Raw genomic sequence first — 23,329 nt, forward strand, 5'->3', positions numbered from 1 at the left:
TTAAATCTTCTTTATTTGTAAGTAAAAAATACTATTTTAGTAAGTTTAAATGCCACCATAAACAAACTAAAAAACTGCGAATGAAAATTTCAGACGATATTCAAAAACTGCTTCCTTTCGGTTACATTTTCCTTGTCATAATGGGAATATTAAAAGAAAGTTTTTTCTATTATCAACTAGGAATCAATATTTTAAAATACTCAACAATTATGGACATTTTAATAAGTCCAATTGCAGAATTTACATCACATCCTGTAATTTTAATTTCAATACTTGGTTTATTTATATTTCATTCTTTTCTGCCAAAAATTTTGACAAAACATAGCGGAAAAAAAATTGTACAGAAAGCATTTGAACTGGAATCGACAGAAGGCATGTCAGAAACCGAAATGAAAAGTTATTTTAATGGTATTTCAATAAAATCTCTTGCAATAGTGCTATCGTCCTTTTTTCTTGGCTATGGAATTGCCGGTGGTTATTTTGTGTCAAGCCAAATTAAAAACAATAAATTAAAATATAAACATACCCTCAATTTCAATAGCGGAGAATCTGAACAAGTTTATTTAATTAATAACAACAGTCTTTATTACTTTTATATTACGAAAGGATCAAAAACTATAAAAATTGCCGCATTAGGATCAGTAAAAAGTCTTGAACTGACGAAAAACAGAATGATTCCTTAAAAAATATTCCGTAATTTTCTAAAACGCATCAACATGAAAGATTTGAAAAAATATAGCAATAAAACAAAGGCTGCATTTATTTTGCTGATTGTGATGCTTATTATTATTTTGAACAATTTCAATACGCTTCAAAATTCTAAAAAAGTAAATGAAAATATTAATGCGATTTATAACGATCGATTGGTTGTAGCACATTATATTTTTCAATATTCAAAAGAACTTCATTTTATTAAAGCAGAAGCTGAAAAACTTGATTTGAATGATAATATTAAAAAAGATGAAATTATTCATACACTTGATATTATTCACAATATCGATGATCTGTATGCTAAAACAGTTTTGACAAATAAGGAAAAAGAGCATTTTGATGCTCTCCTGGCTTCCTGCAAGGAAATAAACAATCAGGTTGAGAATAAAAATTGGAGCAAAATCGCCTACGCGAGCGAACAGGCATTGAAAACATTAGAATCTTTATCCCAAATTCAGATTAAAGAAGGGAAAGCAAAATTAGCAAGTGCAAATGCTATGTATAATGATAATAATAGTTTGGGGCAGCTTGAAATCGCATTACTGATCATTTTGGGCGGTATTACTTTTTATCTTTTGATAGTAAAGAAAATTAAGAGAAATATCAAGATTCCTGAACCGCCGAGTTTGAATTGATTTTTTTTTTTCAAGTTTAAAGTTTCGGGTTGAAATGCAAATTTAAACGCAAAGTTCGCAAAAGGCATTCCATAAAGCTTTGCGAACTTTGCGCAGTTATTAAGTGCTGCTAAAAAAACATTGCGTTCTTTGCGGTTAAAAAAAAATTCCAAAACTATAAAGCTTCGGAATTTTAATTTAAATATTGGAATTTACTTAAAGATTTATCTGCTCCATTCAGCGATACTGTCTTTGTTCATTTTTACGTAATCTTGATTGTTAGCTGTTTCAGCTGCTGCTAATGACGCTTTTGCTGTTTCAACTGCTCCTTTTTTATCTCCTTGTTTTGCCTGAATAATTGATTTAAGTCTCAAGATATAATAAGGTTTATCTGTTACCATATCTAAAGATTTGTCAACATAAGTTCTTGCAGTTTCGATATTTCCATTTGATGAAAATAAATATTGAGCAGCTGCATAATAATCGTTTGATGTTGGTCCAGCCAAAGTTTTTTCTATACTTGCAGTTGCAGCTTTTGCAGTTGGAACTTCAAATTTAAGTGCTACATGAGAATTTTCCCAAGCCATTTCCAGATAAGCAAAATTTGGATCTAAACCATTGATACCAATCGTGAAAGTCTCTACAGGAGTTGGCAATGCATCTTCTTTTACAGTTGTTCTTAATGCTACATAAGCATCGCTCCAGTTTTCTGGCAATCCCCAATTGTCTGTAGACAAGTAAAAAATAATCTCCCAGCTTTCAATTTTAGGAATTGTATAAATTGAGTACTTTCCTTTTTTCAAAGTTTTTCCGTCAATTACAACATCATCACTAAAATTAATGACCGTATTTTCGTTAGCTCCTGTTCTCCATAATTTTCCAAACGGAACTAAATTTCCAAAAACTGCTCTTCCTCTTGCACCTGGTCGTGAGTATGTCACTTCAACATCAGTTAAACCAACAGTTTGTTTGATGTATGCTTTTGGACTTGCCTGTGGTGTTCTTATTTGTGCTTCAGAAGCAAAAGGTGCTAATAAAATAGCAAACGCAATAAGTATTTTTTTCATTTTTGAGTTTTATTTGTTTTGTTCAAATTTACAAATTCAATTAGCTAACAAATGTTAAATTTAACTTAATTCAGACGACTATCTGTGATATTTTTTGTGCGTTTAATTCGTTAAAATGATTAATTACTAAATCGGCATCTGAAAGATCTTGCAAATTAGAATGCTCGCTTCTATAACCAACACAATAAATCCCTGCTGCTTTTGCTGCTTTTACACCATTTGTGCTGTCTTCAATAATAATACATTCCTCTTTTGGAGCAATTGACAAAGAAGCTGCATGAATAAAAATTGCCGGATTTGGTTTTGACTGTGGAAAATCTTCGCCACTCACAATGTGAGAAAAATACTGATGCAGATTGAATCTTGTAAAAACACGTTCAATCGTAACTTTTGATGCAGATGAAGCCAAAATAATCTGAATTCCGTTAGCATATAAATCTTTGATCAAATCTTCAACGCCTTCTAACAAAAATAAATCCTCTTTTGTGTCAAATGCATCGTTAAAAATATTTCTTTTTCTCTGAATCAAATCTTCAACTTCTTGGTCGATTACCGGAAAAAATCCTTTCAGCGCCTGAAAAGTATTTCGCGTTGAAAATCCAGTAAATGAAGTGTACATTTCTTCTGAAACTTCAATATTTAATTCCGAAAATTGTTTGTAATAGGCATAACGATGAACGGGTTCTGTATCGACAATCACGCCATCCATATCAAAAATTACTGTTTTAATCATTTTTTTTTAAAGGTGCTAAGGTTCTGAGGGACTAAGGTTCTAAGATTTTTTTTTAAGAGGCTAATCTTTTAAAGTTCTGTTTTTTTTTTAAATCTTAGAACCTTAGAAACTTAGCATCTTAGTACCTTTTTTATTCTTTTTTGTTTGCAATCAAATAGCGAATTACTGTTTCTGCTGCGTGAAGTCCAAATAAACCTGGCATGTAGCTATTTGTTCCGTAGAAAGATTTTTTGAAATTTTTTCCGTCAGTTAGTTTCAAGCTTTTTTCATTCTGAATTTCAGATGAGAAAACGACTTTCAATTTATTGATTTTGGCAGCTTTTAATCGCTTACGAATTGTTTTTGAAAAATAACAGTTTATTGTTTTCGAAATATCTGCAACTTTTACTTTAGATGCCAGCATCTTTCCTCCTGCACCCATGCTGCTTATGATTTTAACTCTTTTTCGTTTTGCAGCAATAATCAAATTTAATTTTGGTGTAATACTGTCAATGCAATCTAAAACATAATCAAACTCTGGTGAAACGATTTCAAAAGCACGTTCTGGCGATAAAAATTCTTTTACACGAGTCAATTTCAATTCTGGATTAATATCCATCAAACGATCACCAACAATCGTAATTTTTGGTTCACCTACAGTAGAATGCAAAGCTGGCAATTGTCTGTTAATATTTGTAATATCAACCACATCGCCGTCAACAATTGTCATACTGCCTACTCCGGCTCTCGCTAAAAATTCAGCTGCAAACGATCCAACCCCGCCTAATCCAACTACCAATACATTTGCATTCTGCAAATTCTCTAATCCTTCTTTTGTAAATAAAAGCTCGGCTCTTTCTGTCCACTCTGCCATATATAATCTTTTGTTTATTTTTTTTAAGTTTTAAGTTCTATACTGTGCGTTTGTCAGGCTGAGCGAAGTCGGAGCCCGTTTCCTATCGGAGCGCCCTTCGACTTCGCTCAGGGTGACATACTGAAAAACTATTTACTATTTACTTCTCAAATATATCTCTATAATTACTCGAAATAATACTTTGTAATTCTTTTAAATCTAATCCTTTATATTCTGATGCCAAACCATAAACTTGTTGAATATTTTCTTCGATAGTATCCGTTTCCAACAGAAATTTTTCATTTGGAACATTCTGAAAAATAGTTTTTAAATCAGGATTTTTTAATAAATATTTTCCAAATGAAAGATAAAAACCGTCTTTAATTAATTGCTCTGCAAGTTGCTTATTCTTCGAAAAACCATGAATAATCATTGGTACTGAAATTCTTAATCTCTTTTTGATTTCTGTAATTTCCTGAAAAGCAGCAACACAATGAATTACAACTGGTTTTTTATATTTTTCGGCCAAAGCCAATTGTTTTTCAAAAACTGAAATCTGGAGTTCTAAAGGAATCTCAATTCTTTTATCTAAGCCACATTCGCCAATTGCCAAACAATTTTCGGCTTTTAATTTGTCTTCAATAATTTTTAATTCTAAATCAATTTGGTCTTCCTTGATATGCCACGGATGTATCCCAATCGAATAAAAAGGAATCGATTTATCAAATTCCTGCGGATATTGATTTACCAATTCTAATACATTAGACTGATTTGTAAACTGATGTGTATGAAAGTTAAAGAATTCCATTAATGAAACGTTTTCACTCCCGCTTTGATTTCGATATTTAAATCGTTCTCTAAAGGAACAAGCGGACAAGAATATTTATGATTGTAAGCACAATACGGATTATAAGCCTGATTAAAATCGATTGCCATTGTGTTTCCTTTCGGAACTTTCAAATCAATATATCTTCCGCCAATGTAACTTTCTTTTCCGCAGGTTAAATCCGAAAAAGGCAAAAATAAATGATCCTTATATTGTTCCTGTTTCGAAAGATCAATACTTCTATAAACATTCAATTTAAGTGATTTTCCTTCTAAAATAAAAGACAGCGTTCCGTATTTTATATATTTTGGAGTTCTGGTTCCTGTCGTTTTCATTTCGAAAACTTTCTCATTTTTTGCTTTTTCAAATTTTGCAACAACAAAATACTTTGCGTTAATCGGATAAAAATCTAAAGATTTAAAAGTCTTTAAATCCTCTTCCATCAACGGGCTTGTTTTAGCATCAGCATATTCAGCGTTAATTTGTTTTTGAAATTTTTCTACTGAAGCACGGTCAAATTTCTTTTGGCTAAAGCCAAAACCAAAAACCAATAAACAAATTAGGATCAGGCACTTTCTCATCTTTCGAAATTTTTCTGCAAAAATAGTTTAAAAGTAACAAAGCGACAACCGTTCAAACTTACAAAGTTTCCTAACTTTGTTGCAAATACAAAAATCATAATGCTTAAAACCGCTTTTAATCACTACATCAACAATTTCAAAGGATTTACAAGAGAAATTTGGATACTTGCCATCATCACTTTTATCAATCGCGCCGGTACGATGGTACTTCCTTTTTTATCCAAATATTTAAAAGAAGATCTACATTTTAGCTACAATCAGGTTGGATGGATTATGGTTTCGTTTGGTTTAGGTTCAATGCTTGGTTCATGGGTGGGCGGAAAACTTTCAGACAAAATTGGATTTTACAAAATCATGATTTTTAGTTTGTTTACGAGCGGAGTTTCGTTGTTTTTCGTTCAATATATTACATCTTTTTGGGGACTATGCATTGCATTATTTTTATTAATGACAATTGCTGATATGTTTAGGCCCGCAATGTTTGTATCACTAGGGGCTTATGCAAAACCAGAAAATAGAACCAGAGCTTTAACACTTGTTCGCCTGGCTGTAAATTTAGGTTTTGCGGCAGGACCGGCTCTTGGTGGCTTGATTATTATGGGAATGGGATATTCCGGCCTTTTTTGGGTTGACGGAGCATCTTGTATTATTTCGATTTCAATTTTTGCCTTATTAGTTAAGGAAAAGAAAAAAGCGGAACATCATGATAAAACAGAAAGTGTTGCAGATATTAAATCGGTTTTTCATGATAAAATATTTTGGGTTTTCTTATTTGTGAGCTTTATTACGGCAATGATTTTCTTTCAGCTTTTTACTACTCTTCCTTTATATCATAATGAGAAGTTTGGTTTAAGCGAATTTCATACAGGACTATTAATGACCTTAAACGGACTTCTAATTTTTTCTTTAGAAATGCCGACCGTTGGTTTTATGGAACGAAAAGGCTTTCCTAAAATCAAAATCATAATCGCCGGATCATTTTTAATGGCTTTTAGCTTTGTGTTATTATTAATAAACGTCTGGGCTGGAATTCTAGTAATAAGTATGATTTGCATTTCGATTGGCGAAATCCTGACTTTTCCGTTTTCAAATGCCTTTGCTTTAAGCCGCGCACCGCGTGGCCAGGAAGGCCGATATATGGCTTTATACACAATGAGTTTTAGTTTAGCACATATTATAAGTTCAAAAGTCGGCTTCGGAATTATAGCAGTTTTTCATTATCAAATCAACTGGCTTTTTATGGCCTGTAGTGGATTTATCGCTACACTTTGCTGTTTTTGGATAAAAAAAGCTTTAACGCGCGAACGTATTTCTTAAAATTTCAATTTCTATATAAATAATTAATTTTCAATTTATTAACTTTAAATTGAAATATTTTTTTGCATCTAGATGGTAATTCAAACTTAAAAAATAGTTAAATAACTAGTTTTATAGTTGTGTAACTATAAAAATAGTTGTATGTTTGAATTAAAATTAGGAAACATGCAAAAGTTAACCAACAAAGAAGAAGAAATTATGCAAATTTTATGGAAGCTAAAAAAAGCTTTTGTAAAAGAAATTCAGGCAGAAATTACTGAAGACCAACCGCATTACAATACACTTTCGACTATTGTTCGCAATCTTGAGGAAAAAGGTTTTGTGGCGCATAATGCTTTTGGAAATACGCATCAATATTATCCAATAATCACTTTAGAAGCGTATAGTAAAAAGTATATGAAAACCGCTATTGACAACTATTTCAATAGTTCTTATAAAAATATGGTTTCGTTTTTTGCTAAAGAAGAAAAAATTTCGGCAGCAGAATTACGCGAAATCTTGGCTATGATAGAAAATCCAAAGGAAGAAAAATAGTCGTTTATGGAAGCACTTTTCATATATATTGCAAAATCAGCAGGTTTAATTGTAATGTTTTATTGTGTTTATCATTTTTTACTTCGCAAGGAAACATTCTTCAACACCAACAGATGGTTTTTACTGGCAGGTCTGGGAACTTCAGCTATATTGCCACTTCTAGTTTATTCTAAAATAATTTTAATCAACCCTGCTCCGGTTTCAAACTTTAATCTAAGTCAGATTAAAGCGCCACTTTCTCAAAACATTTCAAATGAAACGTTTGAAATTAATTGGAATTATGTTCTTCTTACGATTTATAGCCTCGGTTTTTTAATCTTATTAATAAAATTTGCCTTAGACTTTTATAGTCTGCAATCTGTTTTAAAAGGAAAGAAAATCCAACAACAAGCTGATTTCAAATTTATTGATACCAACGAAAATATTGCTCCTTTCTCCTATTTTGAATATATAGTCTACAACTCATCAATGTACACTTCATCAGAATTAGAGAATATTATCGAGCACGAAAAAGTGCATAGCGATCAAAATCATACTGCAGATATTTTGATAGCCCGCATTTTTTGTCTGCTGTTTTGGTTTAATCCAGTTATCTGGCTTTACAAAAAAGCAATCGCTCAAAATCTGGAATTTATTGCTGACAAGGAAGCTTCAAAAAAATTATCAGATAAAAGAGCCTATCAATACACACTTTTGAAAATCACTACTCACGAAAGCTGTATTGCAATCACCAATCATTTTTATCAATCATTAATCAAAAAACGAATTGTTATGTTAAACAAGAATCAATCAAAAAAAAGGAATTCTTGGAAATACTATGTCGTAATTCCAGCACTTGCCGCTTTTGTTTTGTTATTTCAAGTCGAAGTAATTGCAAAAGAAAGACAGCAAACCAGCAAAAAAGAAGTTCTAAAGGAAAGCAAATCTGTAGACAATTATAAAATCACAAAAACATCTACAGATCAGGAATTAAAAGAAATTGCGGAAAATTTAAAGAAGAAATATGATGTTGTAGCTTCTATTTCTGATGTTGAAAGAAACTCAAACAACGAAATCACTGCTATTAGAGTTGCAGTAAAAAAAGGCGCTGAACAAAATCAAACTTTTATGGTTAACGGAAGCAAAGCTATTAAAGATTGCCAAATTATTGTTACAACAGAAGATGACGGATCTATAAAAATTGATTTTGCTTCTGAAAATGCAGAAAATCAAATAAAAGTTGTCAATAAAGAAAGAAAAATTGAAGTAAAAAATGTTCAAAATTCTAAAATAAACTGTGATGTTAAAACTACTGATAATACTCATACAAGCGTTACTACAAGTAGTAGCACAAATACTAGCGATAATGTAAATGTAAATGTTAACGCTAATACATCTGTCAGCGTAAGCACAAATAGTGACGGCAAGTCAAATAGCAGTATTATGATTTTAAGAAATGGCACAAATGTTTCTAATAATTTACCACCATTAGTAATTGTTGATGGAGTTATAACAAAAAATATAGTTACTATTGATGATATGAATAAATTAAAGATGGAAACTGTAAAAGTATTTACTGGAAAAGATGCCATAAAAAAATACGGAGAAGAAGCAAAAGACGGTGTCGTTATTATAGAAACAAAAAAATAAACACATTTAACCCATTAATTAACAGCCAAAACCAAAATAATGCAAAAACTAACCAACAAAGAAGAAGAAATAATGCACATTTTATGGAAGCTTAAAAAAGCTTTCGTAAAGGAAATTCAGGCTGAAATCACTGAAGAACAACCGCATTATAACACGCTTTCGACTATTGTGCGCAATCTTGAAGAAAAAGGATATGTGAGTCATAACGCTTTTGGGAATACGCATCAATATTATCCGATTGTGAGTATCGAAGAGTACCGAAAAGGTTTTATGAGCACCGCAATTGATAATTATTTCAACAGTTCATATAAAAGTATGGTTTCATTTTTTGCCAAAGAAGAAAAAATTTCGGCAAACGAATTACGCGAAATCTTAGCAATGATTGAAAATCCAAAAGAAGAAAAATAATCGTTATGGAAGCACTTTTCACCTTTATCATCAAATCTGGTAGCTTAATAGCATTGTTTTATTTTGCCTATTATTTTTTACTACGTAAAGAGACTTTTTTTACCAGTAACCGATATTTTTTATTGGCCGGATTAATCACTTCAGTTGTTTTGCCTTTTGTGATTTATACTAAAGTAGTTTGGGTTGATCCCGCTCCTATACTTTATTCACCTGTTGTTCAAACTGCAACTGCTTCTGTTAGTCATAATTATGTTTCAACATATAATCAGTTGCCAATTGTTGAAGAAGAGCCTTTCGAAATAAACTGGATTCTGGTTTCACTTGCTATTTATGCAATCGGATTTGCTGCTTTTATGGTAAAATTTGCTATTGATTTTTATAGCTTAAATTCGGTTTTAAAAGGAAAAAAAGTAAAACAGCAGGAAGATTTCAAATTTGTTGATGTTACAGAAAATATCGCTCCTTTTTCTTATTTCGATTACATCGTGTACAACTCATCATTGTACACTGAAGCAGAATTACAAAGTATTTTAGAGCATGAAAAAGTCCACAGCGATCAATATCATACTATTGATGTAATAATTTCTAGGATTTTTTGTATTCTTTTTTGGTTCAATCCAATTATCTGGCTTTACAAAAAAGCAATTTTGCAAAATTTAGAATTTATTGCAGATAACGAAGCTTCAAAAAAATTATCAGACAAAAAAGCGTATCAATACACGCTTTTAAAAATAACAACACATGAAACTTGTGTTGCAATCACCAATCATTTTTATCAATCATTAATCAAAAAACGAATTGTCATGTTAAACAAAAATCAATCAAAAAAATGGAATTACTGGAAATATTACACTGTAATTCCGGCCCTCGCAGCTTTTGTATTTTTATTCCAAATAAAAACGATTGCTCAGGAAAAAAAGGCTTTGGCAGAAAAAACTGCTGTAACAAAAAATGAGGATACTCAAGTTTTTAAAATTACTAAATCGACTACAGATCAGGAATTAAAAGATTTGACAGCAAAACTAAAAACAGAACACAATATTGATGTAGTAATTTCTGATTTAAAAAGAAACAGCAACAACGAAATTACAAGCATCAAAATTCAAATTGTTAAAGAAAACGGCAAAAAACAAATTATAGAAGTAAACAGCACAAAAGCAATAAAAGATTGCAGTATTGTATTAAACACTAATGATAATGGTGCTAAAAACGTCACTTTAACTACTGAAGAAAGCCCTGAAGCTCCAACAATGGTTAAAACTGAAAATGTAGTTATAACAGATTTTAAGAATTCAGATGATGCTCCCGAAGCTCCAGATGCACCTGCTCCACCAAGCTCTCCAGGAATGGTTGCTCCTGTTCCTCCAACACCACCAGTATTCCCAGCAGGAGCATTGCCTCCAGCTCCAGCAATTGACATGTCAAAAATGCCTAAACCGCCTAGAGCACCAAGAGATCCAAAAGATAAAGTTGCGATGGCTCAGTTTGAAAAAGATATGGCTGAGTTTGAGAAAAAGATGGAAAAATTTCAACCTAACATTGATGCTATGTCTGCATATGGCGACGCAGTAGAAGAAATCATGTCTAAACGTGAAGCCATTTTTGAAAAACAAATGGAACAATATGAAATTGCTATGCAGAAATTCAATATGAACATGGACAAATTTAATATCGACATGAAAATGAAATTTGGCAATGACTCAGATTACGAAAACAACATGAAGCAATATGAGTTAGACATGAGACGATACGAGCTTGACATGAAGCAGCATGAAAAAGACATGAAAGAACATGCAAAACAAATGAAACAGCATGCTAAAGATATGAAGATGCAAGAAAGAGACCGAAGAGCAGCAGAGAAAGCAGATAAGAAAGCTTAATATTTTCAAATAACAATGTAAAAACCAGTGCAAAAACACTGGTTTTTCTATTAATATTTAATTTTAAAACCGTAAAATGAAAAAATATTATTTAGTCCTGTTTTTACACTTTTCACTATCAATTTTCGCGCAACAAAAAAACGCTGAAAAAAACATCTTTACAGCAATGGACAAAGCGGCTTCAGTTTTAATGCAAAAATCAAAAGCAAATTCTATTTCGATGGGAGTTGTAAAAAATGGCGCAACCTACACTCGTCATTATGGAGAAATTGACAAAGGAAAAGAAAATATCGCCAATAATAATACAGTTTTTGAAGTTGCCTCAATAACTAAATTGTTTACAGGCTTGCTTGCCGCTCAAGCAATTTTAGAAGGAAAACTTAATCCAAATGATGATATCCGAAAATACATTACTGGCTCCTATCCTAATTTGGAATATCACGGAACACCAATTAGCATTAAGGATTTGGTTTCTTTTAAAACTGGCTTCAACAAAGATCTTCCAGACACTGCAGAATTACGAAAAAACCGAAACGACAGTAGTTATCTGGCCTTCAAAAGATTAGATGAATCCTATAATCGGGAAAAATTCTTTGAAGATTTAAAAACAATTCAATTAGATACTTTGCCTGGGACTAAATTCAAATACAGCAACGGAAGCTTAAACCTTACAGCTCATATTTTAGAAAATGTTTATCATAAAAGTTACGAAACACTTCTAAATGAACACATTCTTTCAAAGCTAAAAATGACATCAACCGGAATAAATTTAAATCCAAATGTTGTTATTGCAAATGGTTACAATCTAAAAGGTACTTTAATGCCTCGGATTTCAGATAATCTTTGGGGAGCTGCCGGACGCTTAAAATCTACTTTAGGTGATTTAACTAAATTCATTGCTTATGAATTAAATACAAAAAATAAAATTGTTCAAGAATCACAGCGAAATCTCTTAAATAGTCCTACAATCTGGAACGGCTATTTTTGGGATCATATTGAAGTTGACGACAATGGAAAAAACTGCTGGAAACACGGCGGCGCTTTTGGAACTCAAAATATTGTTGTTGTTTATCCAGAACGACAATTAGGACTTTCAATCATTGTAAATATAAGCGATGAAAATACAGCAAACGCTTTAGGCGAAGCCATTGTAAGTCTTTCAAATGATTTATTGAATGAATACAAAAATCAAACTGGAATTTACGGATACAAAATAATCGATGATAATGTTGTTTTTAGTTATACACACGATAAAGATTTAAATGTCGACCTAGTAAAAAGTGTGTCAATTGCAGGCTCATTTGACAATTGGAATCCTAATGATAAAAATTTTCAAATGATTCAAAAAAACAAAAATACATTTGAACTAATTGTTCCTATATCTCAGTTGGAGAAAAACAAAACACATTTATTTAAGTTTGTAATCAACAAAAGTGGCTGGATACAAGCGCCAAAAAATGCCATTAATAAAGAAACAGAAGGAGATCAAAATCTTATTCTAAAAATTTAAACTTTAAAGTTTTATAGCTCAAAAGACTTTGCTTTAAAGCAAAGTCTTTTTTTATATCTTTGAAGAAACAAACCTACTATGTATAAATTTCTAGCCAAATTAAACAAAATGCTTCTACCTAGTTTTACGAAACAAGGACTAGATATTTCAAAAGCCAAAAAATGGCAAATGGCAATTATCGGATACCGTGCCTATGTTACGAAAAGAGCATTAGGCAATTAATTAAATACTTTTAAGCAGAAAATGTTTTACGCTTTCTGCTCTTTGATTCATGAAAAACAAAAAAATCAACCTTCCTCCTGTTCAGGCTGTTTTGCTTGCAATTATTAGCGTACAATGTGGTGCCGCAATTGCTAAAACTTTATTCCCAACACTTGGAGCGGCAGGCACTGCATCTATAAGAATTGGAGTTTCGGCAATAATTTTGCTTTTAGCTTACAGGCCAAATTTAAAAGCAATTACAAAAACGCAATGGAAAGTTGTCATTCCGTATGGACTTTCTTTGGGTGCAATGAATTTGATTTTTTATTTTGCAATCGAAAGAATCCCAATTGGACTTGCGGTTACTTTAGAATTTATAGGTCCGCTATTACTTGCAATTATCGGATCAAAACGTCTGATTGATTATCTCTGGGTTTTATTGGCCGCAATCGGTATTTTATTAATCGCTCCTTGGACAAATGAACGTTTAGATACTTTAGGTGTTCTTTTTGCCTTAATTGCTGGAGCTTTATGGGCAGCCTATATAGTTTTTGGAGGAAGAATATCAAAAATTATGAATGAAGGTGCAGCTGTATCAACCGGAATGTTATTGGCCGCAATTCTGGTTTTGCCTTTTGGAATTTTCGAAAACGGACTTATCAATCTTACTCCAAGATTCTTTGGTATGGGAGTAGCTCTTGCATTATTGTCAAGCGCAATTCCATTCACTTTAGAAATGAAAGCTTTAGGAAAACTTCCACCCCGTACTTTTAGTATTTTAATGAGTTTAGAACCAGCAGCAGCCTCTATTTGTGCCTTTATATTTTTACAAGAAAAATTAAGATTTTCTGAGATTTTAGCTGTTGTGTGTGTTGTTATTGCATCTGCAGGAAGCACTTTAACCGCTAGAAGATGATCTGAAATATTTCAAAATTAAAATTCCAAATTCCAACTTTTATATTGGGATTTGGAATTTTGAATAGTCAGATTTGACCAAAATATTAATTTTTCGGTAACAAAACAGCATCAACTACATGAATCACGCCGTTTGACTGATTCACATCTGCAATTGTAACTTTAGATTTATTTCCGCTTTCATCGGTAATGTATAAATCTTTTCCATCCATCCACGCTGTCAATGTTCCTCCATTTACCGCTTTTATAGTTGCTTTTCCTTTTCCGGTTTTAATTGCTTTTGCAATAGCGGCTGCATTCCATTTACCTGCAACAACATGATACGTCAAAATATTTTGAAGTGCTTTTTTGTTTTCAGGTTTCAATAATGTTTCCACAGTTCCTTTTGGTAATTTATCAAAAGCTTCATTTGTTGGTGCAAAAACTGTAAATGGTCCTTTACCTTTTAAAGTTTCAACTAAATCTGCTGCTTTTACTGCCGCAACAAGTGTGGTATGATCTTTTGAATTAACAGCGTTTTCGATAATGTTCTTGTTTGGATACATTGCTGCTCCACCTACCATTACTGTTTTTTGAGCAAAAGATGTAAGTCCGAATGCTAATGCTAAAATTGCTGTGGCTAAAAATTGTCTAGTTTTCATAATTAATATTTTAAGTTATAAGCTCATTTACGACGATATATTTGTTTTGGTTTTGCGAAAAATCAAAATAATTAAAAAAAATACTGAAACATTCTCAAAATACACTGTAAAACAGCCTGTTGATCATAAAAAATATTTTTATTTTTTTTTATGATCGAGAAGGATTTTGCATCTTTTATTATTAAATTCAAAACATATTTATTATATAAAATACACCTAAAAAATAAAAGGCAAAAGTTAAATACACTTATATTTTAAACCTCAAAATGATAACTAATAACCACACAAAAGCGCTTTTCGCTATTTTATTCTTACTATTATTTATTCAATGTAAAACACCAGCTTATAAAATGAATTATCAAGAAAATTATCTTTCGGAAGCAGATAAAGCAATTAAAGAATATACAATCCCACCTTATCTTAAAAAAGGTGATTCAATAATGATTGTTGCTCCAGCAGGTTTCTTAACTGATTCGACAGAAATTGATCAGGGAATAGAACTTGCAAAAAGTTGGGGACTTGCTGTTAAATTAGGCAAAAATCTTTTCAAAAGGCACAATCATTTTGCTGGAACAGACCTTGAAAGACAAAATGATTTGCAGGAAGCTTTAGACGATAAAAACATAAAAGCAATCTGGTGCGCCAGAGGCGGATACGGAACAGTTAGAATTGTTGATCAATTGAATTTTTCAGCTTTTAAGAAAAACCCAAAATGGATTATTGGTTATTCAGATATTACTACGCTTCATGAACAAGTTCACAGATTAGGATTTGCTTCTATTCATGCTACGATGCCTGGAGGAATGAGAAGAGCAACAACTGAAGCTAAAGAAACGCTTTATAAATCTTTATTTGGTGAGGATGTAAGTTATGAGATACCAACTAATCCTCTTAATAAATTAGGCACGAGCAAGGGAGTTCTTATAGGTGGTAATCTATCAATTGTTATGTCGATGTTGGGCAGTAATTCTGATATTGACCCAAAAGGGAAAATTTTATTTATCGAAGATGTTGGTGAAGATTTATACCGAGTAGACAGAATGATGTACACGCTCAAAAGAAATGGCTTTTTAAAAGATTTAAAGGGTATTATTGTTGGAGATTTTGATTATAAAACCGAAGAAAATATTTTGTTTGGAGGAACACATCGTGAGATCATTTTAAATGCTGTAAAAGAGTACGATTACCCCGTAATTTTCGATTTTCCAGCAGGACACATCCGAAACAATCATGCGATGACTTTTGGTAAAAAGGTCAAATTAGAATCGAATGCAACATCCGTAATTATTTCGTACAAATAAATAAGCCTTTAAAAAACATTTTTAATTTAAACTAGATTGATTTTCTGAATAAAATTTTGATTAACTTTAAAATCAAAATAGGATTCATATGCAAAATCTACCAAAAAAAGTACGAAGTAAAAAGCTAAATTCAAGAGTTGATTTAACCGCAATGGTCAGCGTGTCTTTTTTGCTAATTATATTTTTTATGGTTGTTGGGGAATTATCGAAACCGAAAGCTATGAACTATGGCAGACCTGATTGTATTGATGAAGATTATCCTAGAGTTTGCAATATGCCAGATGAAAGTCGAACCATGACACTACTTTTAGATGATAAAAATAAAATCATTACTTACACCGGATTATTGTTTGTTCCTATTGACGCACCTAAGGAAGTCCAATATGGTAAAAGCGGAATTAGAAAAGAATTATTAAAAAGAAACAAAGAAGTTTTGGAATATTCTGCCGCTTTGGGAAAACCTGGACGAGGAGTTACAGTAATTATTAAGCCAAGCAAAAATTCAAATTATGGCAACTTAATTGATATTTCAGACGAAATGAAAATAACAGGAATAACTTCTTATTCAGTAGTTGATTATTACACTCCAGAAGAATTAAAATTACTCGCTTCAAAATAACAGAAATCATTTTCATAAAGTTCTCGACTCCGCTTGAACTGACAAACTTGAAACTTGAAACAAAGAAAACCTGAAAAAAAACGCACAAAAAAAGTCCCACATTGCTGTGGGACTTTCTATTTAGAGGAAACTAAGAATTATTTTTTCTCAGTTTTTTCCATTTTAGCTTTTAAAGCAGCTAATACATCATTGTTGTCACCTAAAGTCGCAGCTGGTGCGTTTGTAGATGCAGATGCAGTAGTTTCAGCAGCAGCTTTCACGTTTTTCTCTTCTTCTTCACGGAAGATAGCAGTGTGAGAAGCAACTACTCTTTTGAATTCTTTGTTGAATTCGATTACTTTGAAATCAGCTGTATCACCTTTTTTCAATTTCTTTCCGTCTTCTTTTTCAAGGTGACGAGTAGGAATGAAAGCAACGATATCATCTCCGAATTCTACAGTAGCTCCTTTGTCAACGATTTCAGAAATCTCACCATTGTGGATAGTTCCTACAGCGAAAGAATCTTCGTATTGATCCCAAGGATTAGCAGTAGTTTGTTTGTGACCTAAAGATAATTTACGTCCTTCAACATCTAATTCTAATACTACAACATCAAGTTTTTCACCAACATTTACAAATTCAGATGGGTGTTTGATTTTCTTAGTCCAAGAAAGATCAGAAATGTAGATTAATCCATCAATTCCTTCTTCTAATTCTACGAAAATACCAAAGTTTGTAAAGTTTCTAACGATACCTGTATGTTTAGAACCTACTGGGTATTTAGAAGTAATGTCTGTCCATGGATCTTGAGTCAATTGTTTGATACCTAATGACATTTTTCGGTCATCTCTATCTAAAGTTAAGATAACTGCTTCAACAACATCTCCAACTTTCACGAAGTCCTGAGCAGAACGTAAGTGAGTTGACCATGACATTTCAGAAACGTGGATTAAACCTTCAACACCTTCAGCAACTTCGATAAATGCACCGTAATCAGCGATTACAACTACTTTACCTTTAACTTTATCACCAATAGTTAAATTAGCATCTAAAGCATCCCATGGGTGAGCGTTTAATTGTTTCAATCCTAATTGAATTCTTGTTTTCTCATCATCGAAATCAAGGATTACAACGTTTAATTTTTGGTCTAATTCAAGAACTTCACTTGGGTGGTTGATTCTACTCCAAGAAAGGTCAGTAATGTGAATTAATCCGTCAACACCACCTAAGTCAATGAACACACCATAAGAAGTAATGTTTTTAACAACACCTTCTAATACTTGTCCTTTTTGTAATTGACCGATGATTTCTTTTTTCTGTACTTCAATATCAGCCTCGATAAGCGCTTTATGAGATACAACAACGTTTTTGAATTCGTGGTTGATTTTTACCACTTTGAATTCCATCATTTTGTTTACATATACATCGTAGTCTCTAATTGGCTTAACGTCAATTTGAGATCCTGGTAAGAACGCCTCGATACCGAATACGTCAACGATCATACCTCCTTTAGTTCTACATTTAACAAAACCGTTAACGATTTCTCCAGTTTCATTAGCTGCAATAACTCTATCCCAAGATTTGATAGTACGTGCTTTTCTGTGAGATAATACTAATTGACCTGTTTTGTCCTCACGGATGTCGATTAATACTTCTACTTTGTCACCTACTTTTAAGTTTGGGTTGTAACGGAATTCATTTAAAGAAATAACACCTTCAGATTTAGCATTGATATCAACGATAACGTCTCTATCTGTAATTCTAACAACAACTCCTTCAACTACTTCTTCTTGATCTGTAGCGATGAAAGTTTTAGATACTAGTTCTTCAAACTCTTGTAAGTTTTTCTCATCTACTGCATCAATTCCTTCTTGGAAGTTATGCCAGTTAAAATTTGCTAAAAACTCTTCTTGTGATTTTAATTGTTCAGACATGCTGATAAAAAATTTGTATTCTGTTTTTCTCGAGTTTCTCCATGCGATAGAAAATACAGAAGTTGTTTTACATAAATGGTTGATACCTAAAGGAAACTCTTCTCTGCCAAAAGGTTTGCAAAATTACTACAAATATTTCGACTTACAAAATAAATTCGAATTGATTATCAGTGAATTATTTAGAAGCAGAAGTTTTTAGGTTTTTCGAGACGTCAAGTCCCGCTATCCGCTACAATCTTTTCTGCCGAACCCCGGCATAAAAGGATTTCCACTTCTATCGGGGCTAGATTAGAAGTTTTGTTTTCATAAGAACCTTTAAAAGAGAAACCCAACAGGTTTTAAAAACCTCTTGGGTTTATTATATACAATGATCTTTATCAAAGTTTAAACTTTGAAAAAAATTATAAATCTATTTTTACCTCTTATTAATCCAAAAATAACCTCCCAAAACAGAAACAGGTGCAAAAACAAAAATCGCCAACAATTGCGTCCATGAACTGCCACCTGATTTAAAAAGCGAAAAAGTAGCAAAACCAGCCATAATCACAAAAAGCACATAGTTAACTTTCATGTTTTTAGTTTTTGCAATTAATTGAGTTACGAGCCCACTGGTAAACGAAAAGACGGTTCCGTAAACAAACGTCAAAACCATAAATAATTTCGAAGCATCTTCATGCGGATTCACTTCTGAAAACTTAAAAAGAAATATCGAACTGATTACAAAAATAGCATAACCAATAATTACTCCTAAAATTTGTCTAATCATAATTCCCAACTTTAAATTATAATTCAAATTTATATTTTTTTAAGGTTATTTATAGTTTATTCTTGTCATTTTTAAAACAACAAACCCGACAGGATTTTAAAACCTGTCGGGTTTGCTTATGTAAATCTTGTCAAGAATTTATATTCTTAATGACTTAAATTCTCCAATTCTTTAGGATCATGTTTATGCTTAAACAATACGGCAAATGCAATAGCAATAACCAACGCATAAGCTGCAAATGAAATCCAGATAGTATGCCAATCCTTCATTAAAATCGGATTAGAAAAAATTCCATCTGCTGAAATTGAATTCCCTTGACCTTTTACAAATTCCAACATTTTAGAGTTAGTTGTTTCAGTTTGCAAAAATCCGGCTAATTCAGTTGTATTGCTAAATGATTTTGTAAAGAAACGATCTATTGCCCAGCCTGATGTCAAACTTCCTAAAACTGCTCCTACTCCATTTGTCATCATCATAAATAAACCTTGTGCGGAAGAACGAATTTTAGAATCAGTATTGCTTTCTACGAATAAAGAACCTGAAATATTAAAGAAATCAAATGCCATTCCGTATACAATACAAGAAAGAATTATCATCCATAAACCACCAACAGGATCCCCAAAAGCAAACAATCCGAAACGCAATACCCAAGCCAACATACTGATCAACATCACTTGTTTAATTCCGAAACGCTTTAAGAAAAACGGAATCGCAAGAATAAACAAAGTTTCAGAAACCTGAGAAATCGACATAATAATAGTAGAATACTTAATTACGAATGAATCAGCATATTTTGGGAAATGCTTAAATTCGTCTAAAAACACATCTCCATAAGCGTTTGTCAATTGAAGTGCTCCTCCCAAAAACATAGAAAAAACAAAAAACAAAGCCATTTTATAGTTCGCGAATAATTTGAAAGATTCTAAACCAAAAGTTTCAATCCAGGTTGCATTTTCTTTAATTAGACGCTGTGGCTCACATTTAGGCAATGTAAAAGCATAAATCCCTAGAATTAAAGCGCCAATTCCAGCAATGTAAAACTGATATTCTGTTGCTTTACTACCACTTAAATTTGTAATCCACATGGCAACAATAAAACCAATTGTTCCCCAGACACGAATTGGTGGAAAATCTTTAACAATGTTTTTATTGTTTAATTTTAGTGAAGTATAAGATATCGAATTACTTAAAGCGATTGTTGGCATATAACAGCACATTGCTAAAAGCATTACAACAATAAAATTATCTGGAGTAGTAATTTGTGCAATTCCAAACAAAACTGCCGCATAAAGAATATGAAGAATTCCATATAATTTTTCAGCATTTACCCATCTATCGGCAATAATTCCGGTTAATGTCGGCATGAATAAAGAAGCAATTCCCATGGTTCCAAATACTAAACCAAATTGTGTTCCTTCCCAATTTTTGGTTCCAAACCAATAATTTCCAATTGTAATCAGCCAAGCTCCCCAAACAAAAAACTGAAGAAAGCTCATCACGATTAACCTGTTTTTAATTCCCATATATTGAAATTGTCTTTAAAATAAAAATGAAGCGGTAAAACTAACATTTAAAATAATATCTGCAAAAAATTACGCCGTTTTTACAACATCATTTACTAATTCTAAAACAGCAGCAAACTGTTCTTCTTTATTTAGGTAGGAATTATCTATTTCAATTGCGTCTTCAGCAATCACTAAAGGAGAATCTTCACGGTGTGTGTCAATATAATCTCTGTCGACAACATTTTTCAAAACTTCTTCGTAGGTAACGTCGTCACCTTTTTGCTGCAATTCATCAAAACGTCTTTGTGCACGAGTTTCTGCACTGGCAGTCATAAAAATTTTAAGCTCGGCATCAGGAAAAACGACAGTCCCTATATCTCTTCCATCCATCACAATAGCTTTATTTTTCCCCATTCCTTGCTGTTGTTCGACCAATTTAGAACGGACTTCAGAAACTTCCGCTACTTTGCTTACAAAATTTGAAACCTCAATTGTTCTAATTTGCTTCTCTACATTTTCACCATTCAAATACATTTCAGCAAAACCTAAATCAGCATTGAATTTAAATTCTAATCGAATTTCAGGCAAAGACTCAATCAAAGCATTTTTATTAAAAGAATCAGTATCAATGAATTTATTTTTCATAGCAAAATAAGCCACTGCGCGGTACATTGCACCAGTATCAACATACACATATTCAAGCTCTTTTGCTAATTGTTTTGCCAAAGTACTTTTTCCTGTTGATGAAAATCCGTCGATTGCAATTGTAATTTTTTTCAATTTTGTATTTTTAAATTTTATTATTTCAGACTCGAAAAAACAGCATTTTTAGAATCCGTTATTTACTTAGAAAGCCTTGATTATTCTAATGTTTTCAATAACAATTAAATAATTTTAAGCGCTGCAAATGTAACCATCTTTCTCTTTATTCTGAAGATTTACAACACTTATAAACTAATTTAATCCAATAAATTCTAAACAAAAAAAAAACTTTTCATCATCGAAGATCAAATTAATCTCGATTATAAAAAGTTTTATGCTTTTAAGTTTGCTTAATGCTTTTTTTAATAGTAAATATCCATTAGGATATTTGTTTTAGAATTATCAATTAATTTTTGAATTCTTTTAAAAAACTCTTCATTTACCATTGGACAGCCATGACTGTTACTAATATAATAATCTTGTTCTTCTAATGGAACTGCAGAATAAGCATGCAATACAATAGCACGCTCTAAAGCTTTATTATTAGTTTCATCTAAACCTGCTAATCTATAAGCTTTTCCAAAAATCCCTTTATATGTTTTTCCAATTGCATATCTACCAAGTGCAGTACAGTTAGAATTTGGCATATTGCTAAATCTTAGCATGCCTTTAATACCAGTTTCAGAACCAGATCCATGAGCCACAAGGCCTTGATCTATAACTTCGTTTTTTTCTAAATCATATACAAAAAAACGATTTTTCCCTGATGGAACTTTCATATCAATCAAAAATGCAATTTTAGAATTGTATTTGCTATCCTGATTAATCAAGTTTTTTATGTTTCCTATTCTGCTGTTGATTCTTTCGATCTCGACATTGGTTATCGTAGATTCATTTTCATTAAAATAGTGTTTAGCTCCCGTAAAAACACTCACAGTCATGAACAAAAATAAAGTAAATATTTTCATAGTATTACTGAAAATTTAAAGTTAAACCAAAAAGACTTGTATTAGCTGCCAATGTATACCTTGAATAAGAATAGTTAAATTTTAATTTATTCATTCTTATGCCAAATCCTAATGAAACTCCCGAAAAATTGCGTTGTTCATCAATTCGTAATTCTTCGCCTCTTCTAAAATTATATCCTAAACGCAAATTAAATGCTCTTTGTGGAAAAAGCTCCACACCAAAAACGACGTGCCTTAAGGCATTATTTGCAAACGAGATTTTCTCGTTAGTTGTTGATCCATCAATATTGGTTTCTCCACGAACGGGGTTCGAAAAAGATATGTTCCATTGCTGCAGATTTTCTAATGAAAAATGCCAGCGGAGCGGTACATGCTCTAATTCTTGCGAGATACCTGCAATAATTTCAAAGGGCAAATTCTCCTTTATTCCTGAGTACGTTGTAAATTGAGTTCCAATATTACGAAATACTAAGGCCAAATTTACATTATTTTTTTCAATTTGATACATAATTCCCACATCAATTGCTCCACCAATGGAATTATAACTTTCTAAAGTCGAAGTTATTAGCTTCCCATTTACTCCAATATGAACATCTGTATAAGGAATATTGTATGCGTATCCTAGTGTAAGAGCACCCTCACTCCCTGTAAAATCTGATGTTGCTTGGCCATTTTCATCATAACCCTCAAAGCTTCCGTAGTTCACATAACTCACACCTGCATAAAATGTTTGAATATGTCTGTCATAGGTATAAGCATATGAAGCTGTTCCATAAGAAGCTTCTCCATAATAACTACCATAATTTACAGCAAGATGATTGTCCATATCTTCATTTAATACTGCTGGATTAAACATCACCTGATTTACATCATCATCATAAATAGTAATATTTTTTCCTCCCAGTGCCGCCTGCCTTGGCGACGATGTCAAATTAAGGAATTGATAGGTGTAGCGCCCTCCAACTTGCCCGAAAGAGATCGAGCAGATTAACAACATTAAAAATGAAACAAATCCTTTGAACATGTTTTTGGGGCGATTCCTATATGGGAATAACGCAAATACAAAGATAAAATTATATAACGTAAAAAATATTTTTATATCTCGCTATTAATCAATATTTATAAAGTATTTTTAATTCCAAACATCATATTTATG

General features: G+C 32.1%; 24 protein-coding genes. 12 read left to right on the plus strand and 12 right to left on the minus strand.

The features are described from left to right. Nucleotides 1-80: 80 nt before the first annotated feature. Nucleotides 81-683 carry a hypothetical protein gene (locus ACWA1B_RS14425; protein WP_456908032.1) on the plus strand — a complete coding sequence of 201 codons (603 nt, stop codon included), beginning with the start codon at nt 81-83 and terminating at the stop codon, nt 681-683. A gap of 33 nt (nt 684-716) precedes the next feature. After that, nucleotides 717-1,346, plus strand: coding sequence for an MCP four helix bundle domain-containing protein (locus tag ACWA1B_RS14430; protein ID WP_456908034.1), 630 nt, complete (start codon nt 717-719; stop codon nt 1,344-1,346). A gap of 203 nt (nt 1,347-1,549) precedes the next feature. Here the strand turns inward: ACWA1B_RS14430 and ACWA1B_RS14435 are convergent, their stop codons facing one another. The 5 genes from ACWA1B_RS14435 to ACWA1B_RS14455 form a co-directional block, all read right to left on the minus strand. Further along, entirely contained in the window at nt 1,550-2,392 is an 843-nt protein-coding gene (locus ACWA1B_RS14435; RefSeq protein ID WP_456908036.1) for a DUF2911 domain-containing protein, read from the minus strand. 70 nt (nt 2,393-2,462) lie between these two features. Next, nucleotides 2,463-3,125 (minus strand): HAD family hydrolase, encoded by a 663-nt coding sequence (locus ACWA1B_RS14440; RefSeq protein ID WP_456908038.1) that lies wholly within the window; start codon nt 3,123-3,125, stop codon nt 2,463-2,465. A 130-nt stretch (nt 3,126-3,255) separates the two neighbouring features. Beyond that, on the minus strand, nt 3,256-3,978 hold the full coding sequence (locus ACWA1B_RS14445) for a tRNA threonylcarbamoyladenosine dehydratase (protein ID WP_456908040.1): 723 nt from the start codon (nt 3,976-3,978) through the stop codon (nt 3,256-3,258). Nucleotides 3,979-4,117: 139 nt separating this feature from the next. Then, nucleotides 4,118-4,765 carry a TatD family hydrolase gene (locus ACWA1B_RS14450; RefSeq protein WP_456908042.1) on the minus strand — a complete coding sequence of 216 codons (648 nt, stop codon included), beginning with the start codon at nt 4,763-4,765 and terminating at the stop codon, nt 4,118-4,120. Beyond that, nucleotides 4,765-5,364, minus strand: a complete 600-nt coding sequence (locus tag ACWA1B_RS14455) for a DUF1684 domain-containing protein (protein ID WP_456908044.1) — start codon at nt 5,362-5,364, stop codon at nt 4,765-4,767. The genes ACWA1B_RS14450 and ACWA1B_RS14455 overlap by 1 nt, the downstream gene beginning before the upstream one ends. Before the next feature lie 99 nt (nt 5,365-5,463). Here ACWA1B_RS14455 and ACWA1B_RS14460 point away from each other — a divergent pair, with 99 nt between their 5' ends. The 8 genes from ACWA1B_RS14460 (at nt 5,464) to ACWA1B_RS14495 (ending at nt 13,759) form a co-directional block, all read left to right on the plus strand. Beyond that, nucleotides 5,464-6,681: an MDR family MFS transporter gene (locus ACWA1B_RS14460; protein ID WP_456908046.1), complete on the plus strand. Its 1,218-nt coding sequence runs from the start codon at nt 5,464-5,466 to the stop codon at nt 6,679-6,681. Nucleotides 6,682-6,846: 165 nt separating this feature from the next. Beyond that, nucleotides 6,847-7,215, plus strand: coding sequence for a BlaI/MecI/CopY family transcriptional regulator (locus ACWA1B_RS14465; protein ID WP_456908048.1), 369 nt, complete (start codon nt 6,847-6,849; stop codon nt 7,213-7,215). 6 nt (nt 7,216-7,221) lie between these two features. Beyond that, on the plus strand, nt 7,222-8,844 hold the full coding sequence (locus ACWA1B_RS14470; protein ID WP_456908050.1) for a M56 family metallopeptidase: 1,623 nt from the start codon (nt 7,222-7,224) through the stop codon (nt 8,842-8,844). 39 nt (nt 8,845-8,883) lie between these two features. After that, nucleotides 8,884-9,252, plus strand: a complete 369-nt coding sequence (locus ACWA1B_RS14475) for a BlaI/MecI/CopY family transcriptional regulator (protein ID WP_132990905.1) — start codon at nt 8,884-8,886, stop codon at nt 9,250-9,252. A gap of 5 nt (nt 9,253-9,257) precedes the next feature. Then, nucleotides 9,258-11,132 carry a M56 family metallopeptidase gene (locus ACWA1B_RS14480; RefSeq protein WP_456908052.1) on the plus strand — a complete coding sequence of 625 codons (1,875 nt, stop codon included), beginning with the start codon at nt 9,258-9,260 and terminating at the stop codon, nt 11,130-11,132. Between the two features lie 76 nt (nt 11,133-11,208). After that, the gene (locus tag ACWA1B_RS14485) at nt 11,209-12,642 is read left to right on the plus strand and encodes a serine hydrolase (protein ID WP_456908054.1); all 1,434 of its coding nucleotides are present in this window, start codon (nt 11,209-11,211) and stop codon (nt 12,640-12,642) included. A gap of 78 nt (nt 12,643-12,720) precedes the next feature. Next, on the plus strand, nt 12,721-12,864 hold the full coding sequence (locus ACWA1B_RS14490) for an SsrA-binding protein (protein WP_456908056.1): 144 nt from the start codon (nt 12,721-12,723) through the stop codon (nt 12,862-12,864). Nucleotides 12,865-12,913: 49 nt separating this feature from the next. Then, on the plus strand, nt 12,914-13,759 hold the full coding sequence (locus tag ACWA1B_RS14495) for an EamA family transporter (protein WP_456908058.1): 846 nt from the start codon (nt 12,914-12,916) through the stop codon (nt 13,757-13,759). Between the two features lie 85 nt (nt 13,760-13,844). Here ACWA1B_RS14495 and ACWA1B_RS14500 read toward each other — a convergent pair whose 3' ends face one another. Beyond that, the gene (locus ACWA1B_RS14500; RefSeq protein ID WP_456908060.1) at nt 13,845-14,399 is read right to left on the minus strand and encodes a fasciclin domain-containing protein; all 555 of its coding nucleotides are present in this window, start codon (nt 14,397-14,399) and stop codon (nt 13,845-13,847) included. Nucleotides 14,400-14,665: 266 nt separating this feature from the next. Here ACWA1B_RS14500 and ACWA1B_RS14505 point away from each other — a divergent pair, with 266 nt between their 5' ends. After that, the gene (locus ACWA1B_RS14505) at nt 14,666-15,700 is read left to right on the plus strand and encodes a S66 peptidase family protein (protein WP_456908062.1); all 1,035 of its coding nucleotides are present in this window, start codon (nt 14,666-14,668) and stop codon (nt 15,698-15,700) included. 88 nt (nt 15,701-15,788) lie between these two features. Then, nucleotides 15,789-16,319, plus strand: coding sequence for an ExbD/TolR family protein (locus ACWA1B_RS14510; protein ID WP_456908064.1), 531 nt, complete (start codon nt 15,789-15,791; stop codon nt 16,317-16,319). A gap of 137 nt (nt 16,320-16,456) precedes the next feature. Here the strand turns inward: ACWA1B_RS14510 and rpsA are convergent, their stop codons facing one another. From rpsA to porQ, 6 genes are all read right to left on the minus strand, one after another. After that, a complete protein-coding gene (gene rpsA / locus ACWA1B_RS14515; protein WP_426485024.1) occupies nt 16,457-18,232 on the minus strand; it encodes a 30S ribosomal protein S1 in 1,776 nt (591 codons plus the stop codon). A gap of 415 nt (nt 18,233-18,647) precedes the next feature. Next, nucleotides 18,648-18,998: a hypothetical protein gene (locus ACWA1B_RS14520; RefSeq protein WP_456908066.1), complete on the minus strand. Its 351-nt coding sequence runs from the start codon at nt 18,996-18,998 to the stop codon at nt 18,648-18,650. A 146-nt stretch (nt 18,999-19,144) separates the two neighbouring features. After that, nucleotides 19,145-20,521, minus strand: coding sequence for a nucleoside permease (locus ACWA1B_RS14525; RefSeq protein ID WP_456908068.1), 1,377 nt, complete (start codon nt 20,519-20,521; stop codon nt 19,145-19,147). A gap of 69 nt (nt 20,522-20,590) precedes the next feature. Next, entirely contained in the window at nt 20,591-21,283 is a 693-nt protein-coding gene (cmk, locus tag ACWA1B_RS14530; protein ID WP_456908070.1) for a (d)CMP kinase, read from the minus strand. 284 nt (nt 21,284-21,567) lie between these two features. Beyond that, entirely contained in the window at nt 21,568-22,173 is a 606-nt protein-coding gene (locus ACWA1B_RS14535; protein ID WP_456908072.1) for a murein L,D-transpeptidase catalytic domain-containing protein, read from the minus strand. A 4-nt stretch (nt 22,174-22,177) separates the two neighbouring features. After that, entirely contained in the window at nt 22,178-23,197 is a 1,020-nt protein-coding gene (gene porQ, locus ACWA1B_RS14540; RefSeq protein ID WP_456908074.1) for a type IX secretion system protein PorQ, read from the minus strand. Between the last annotated feature and the right edge of the window lie 132 nt (nt 23,198-23,329).

Source organism: Flavobacterium xizangense (genome assembly GCF_054075145.1).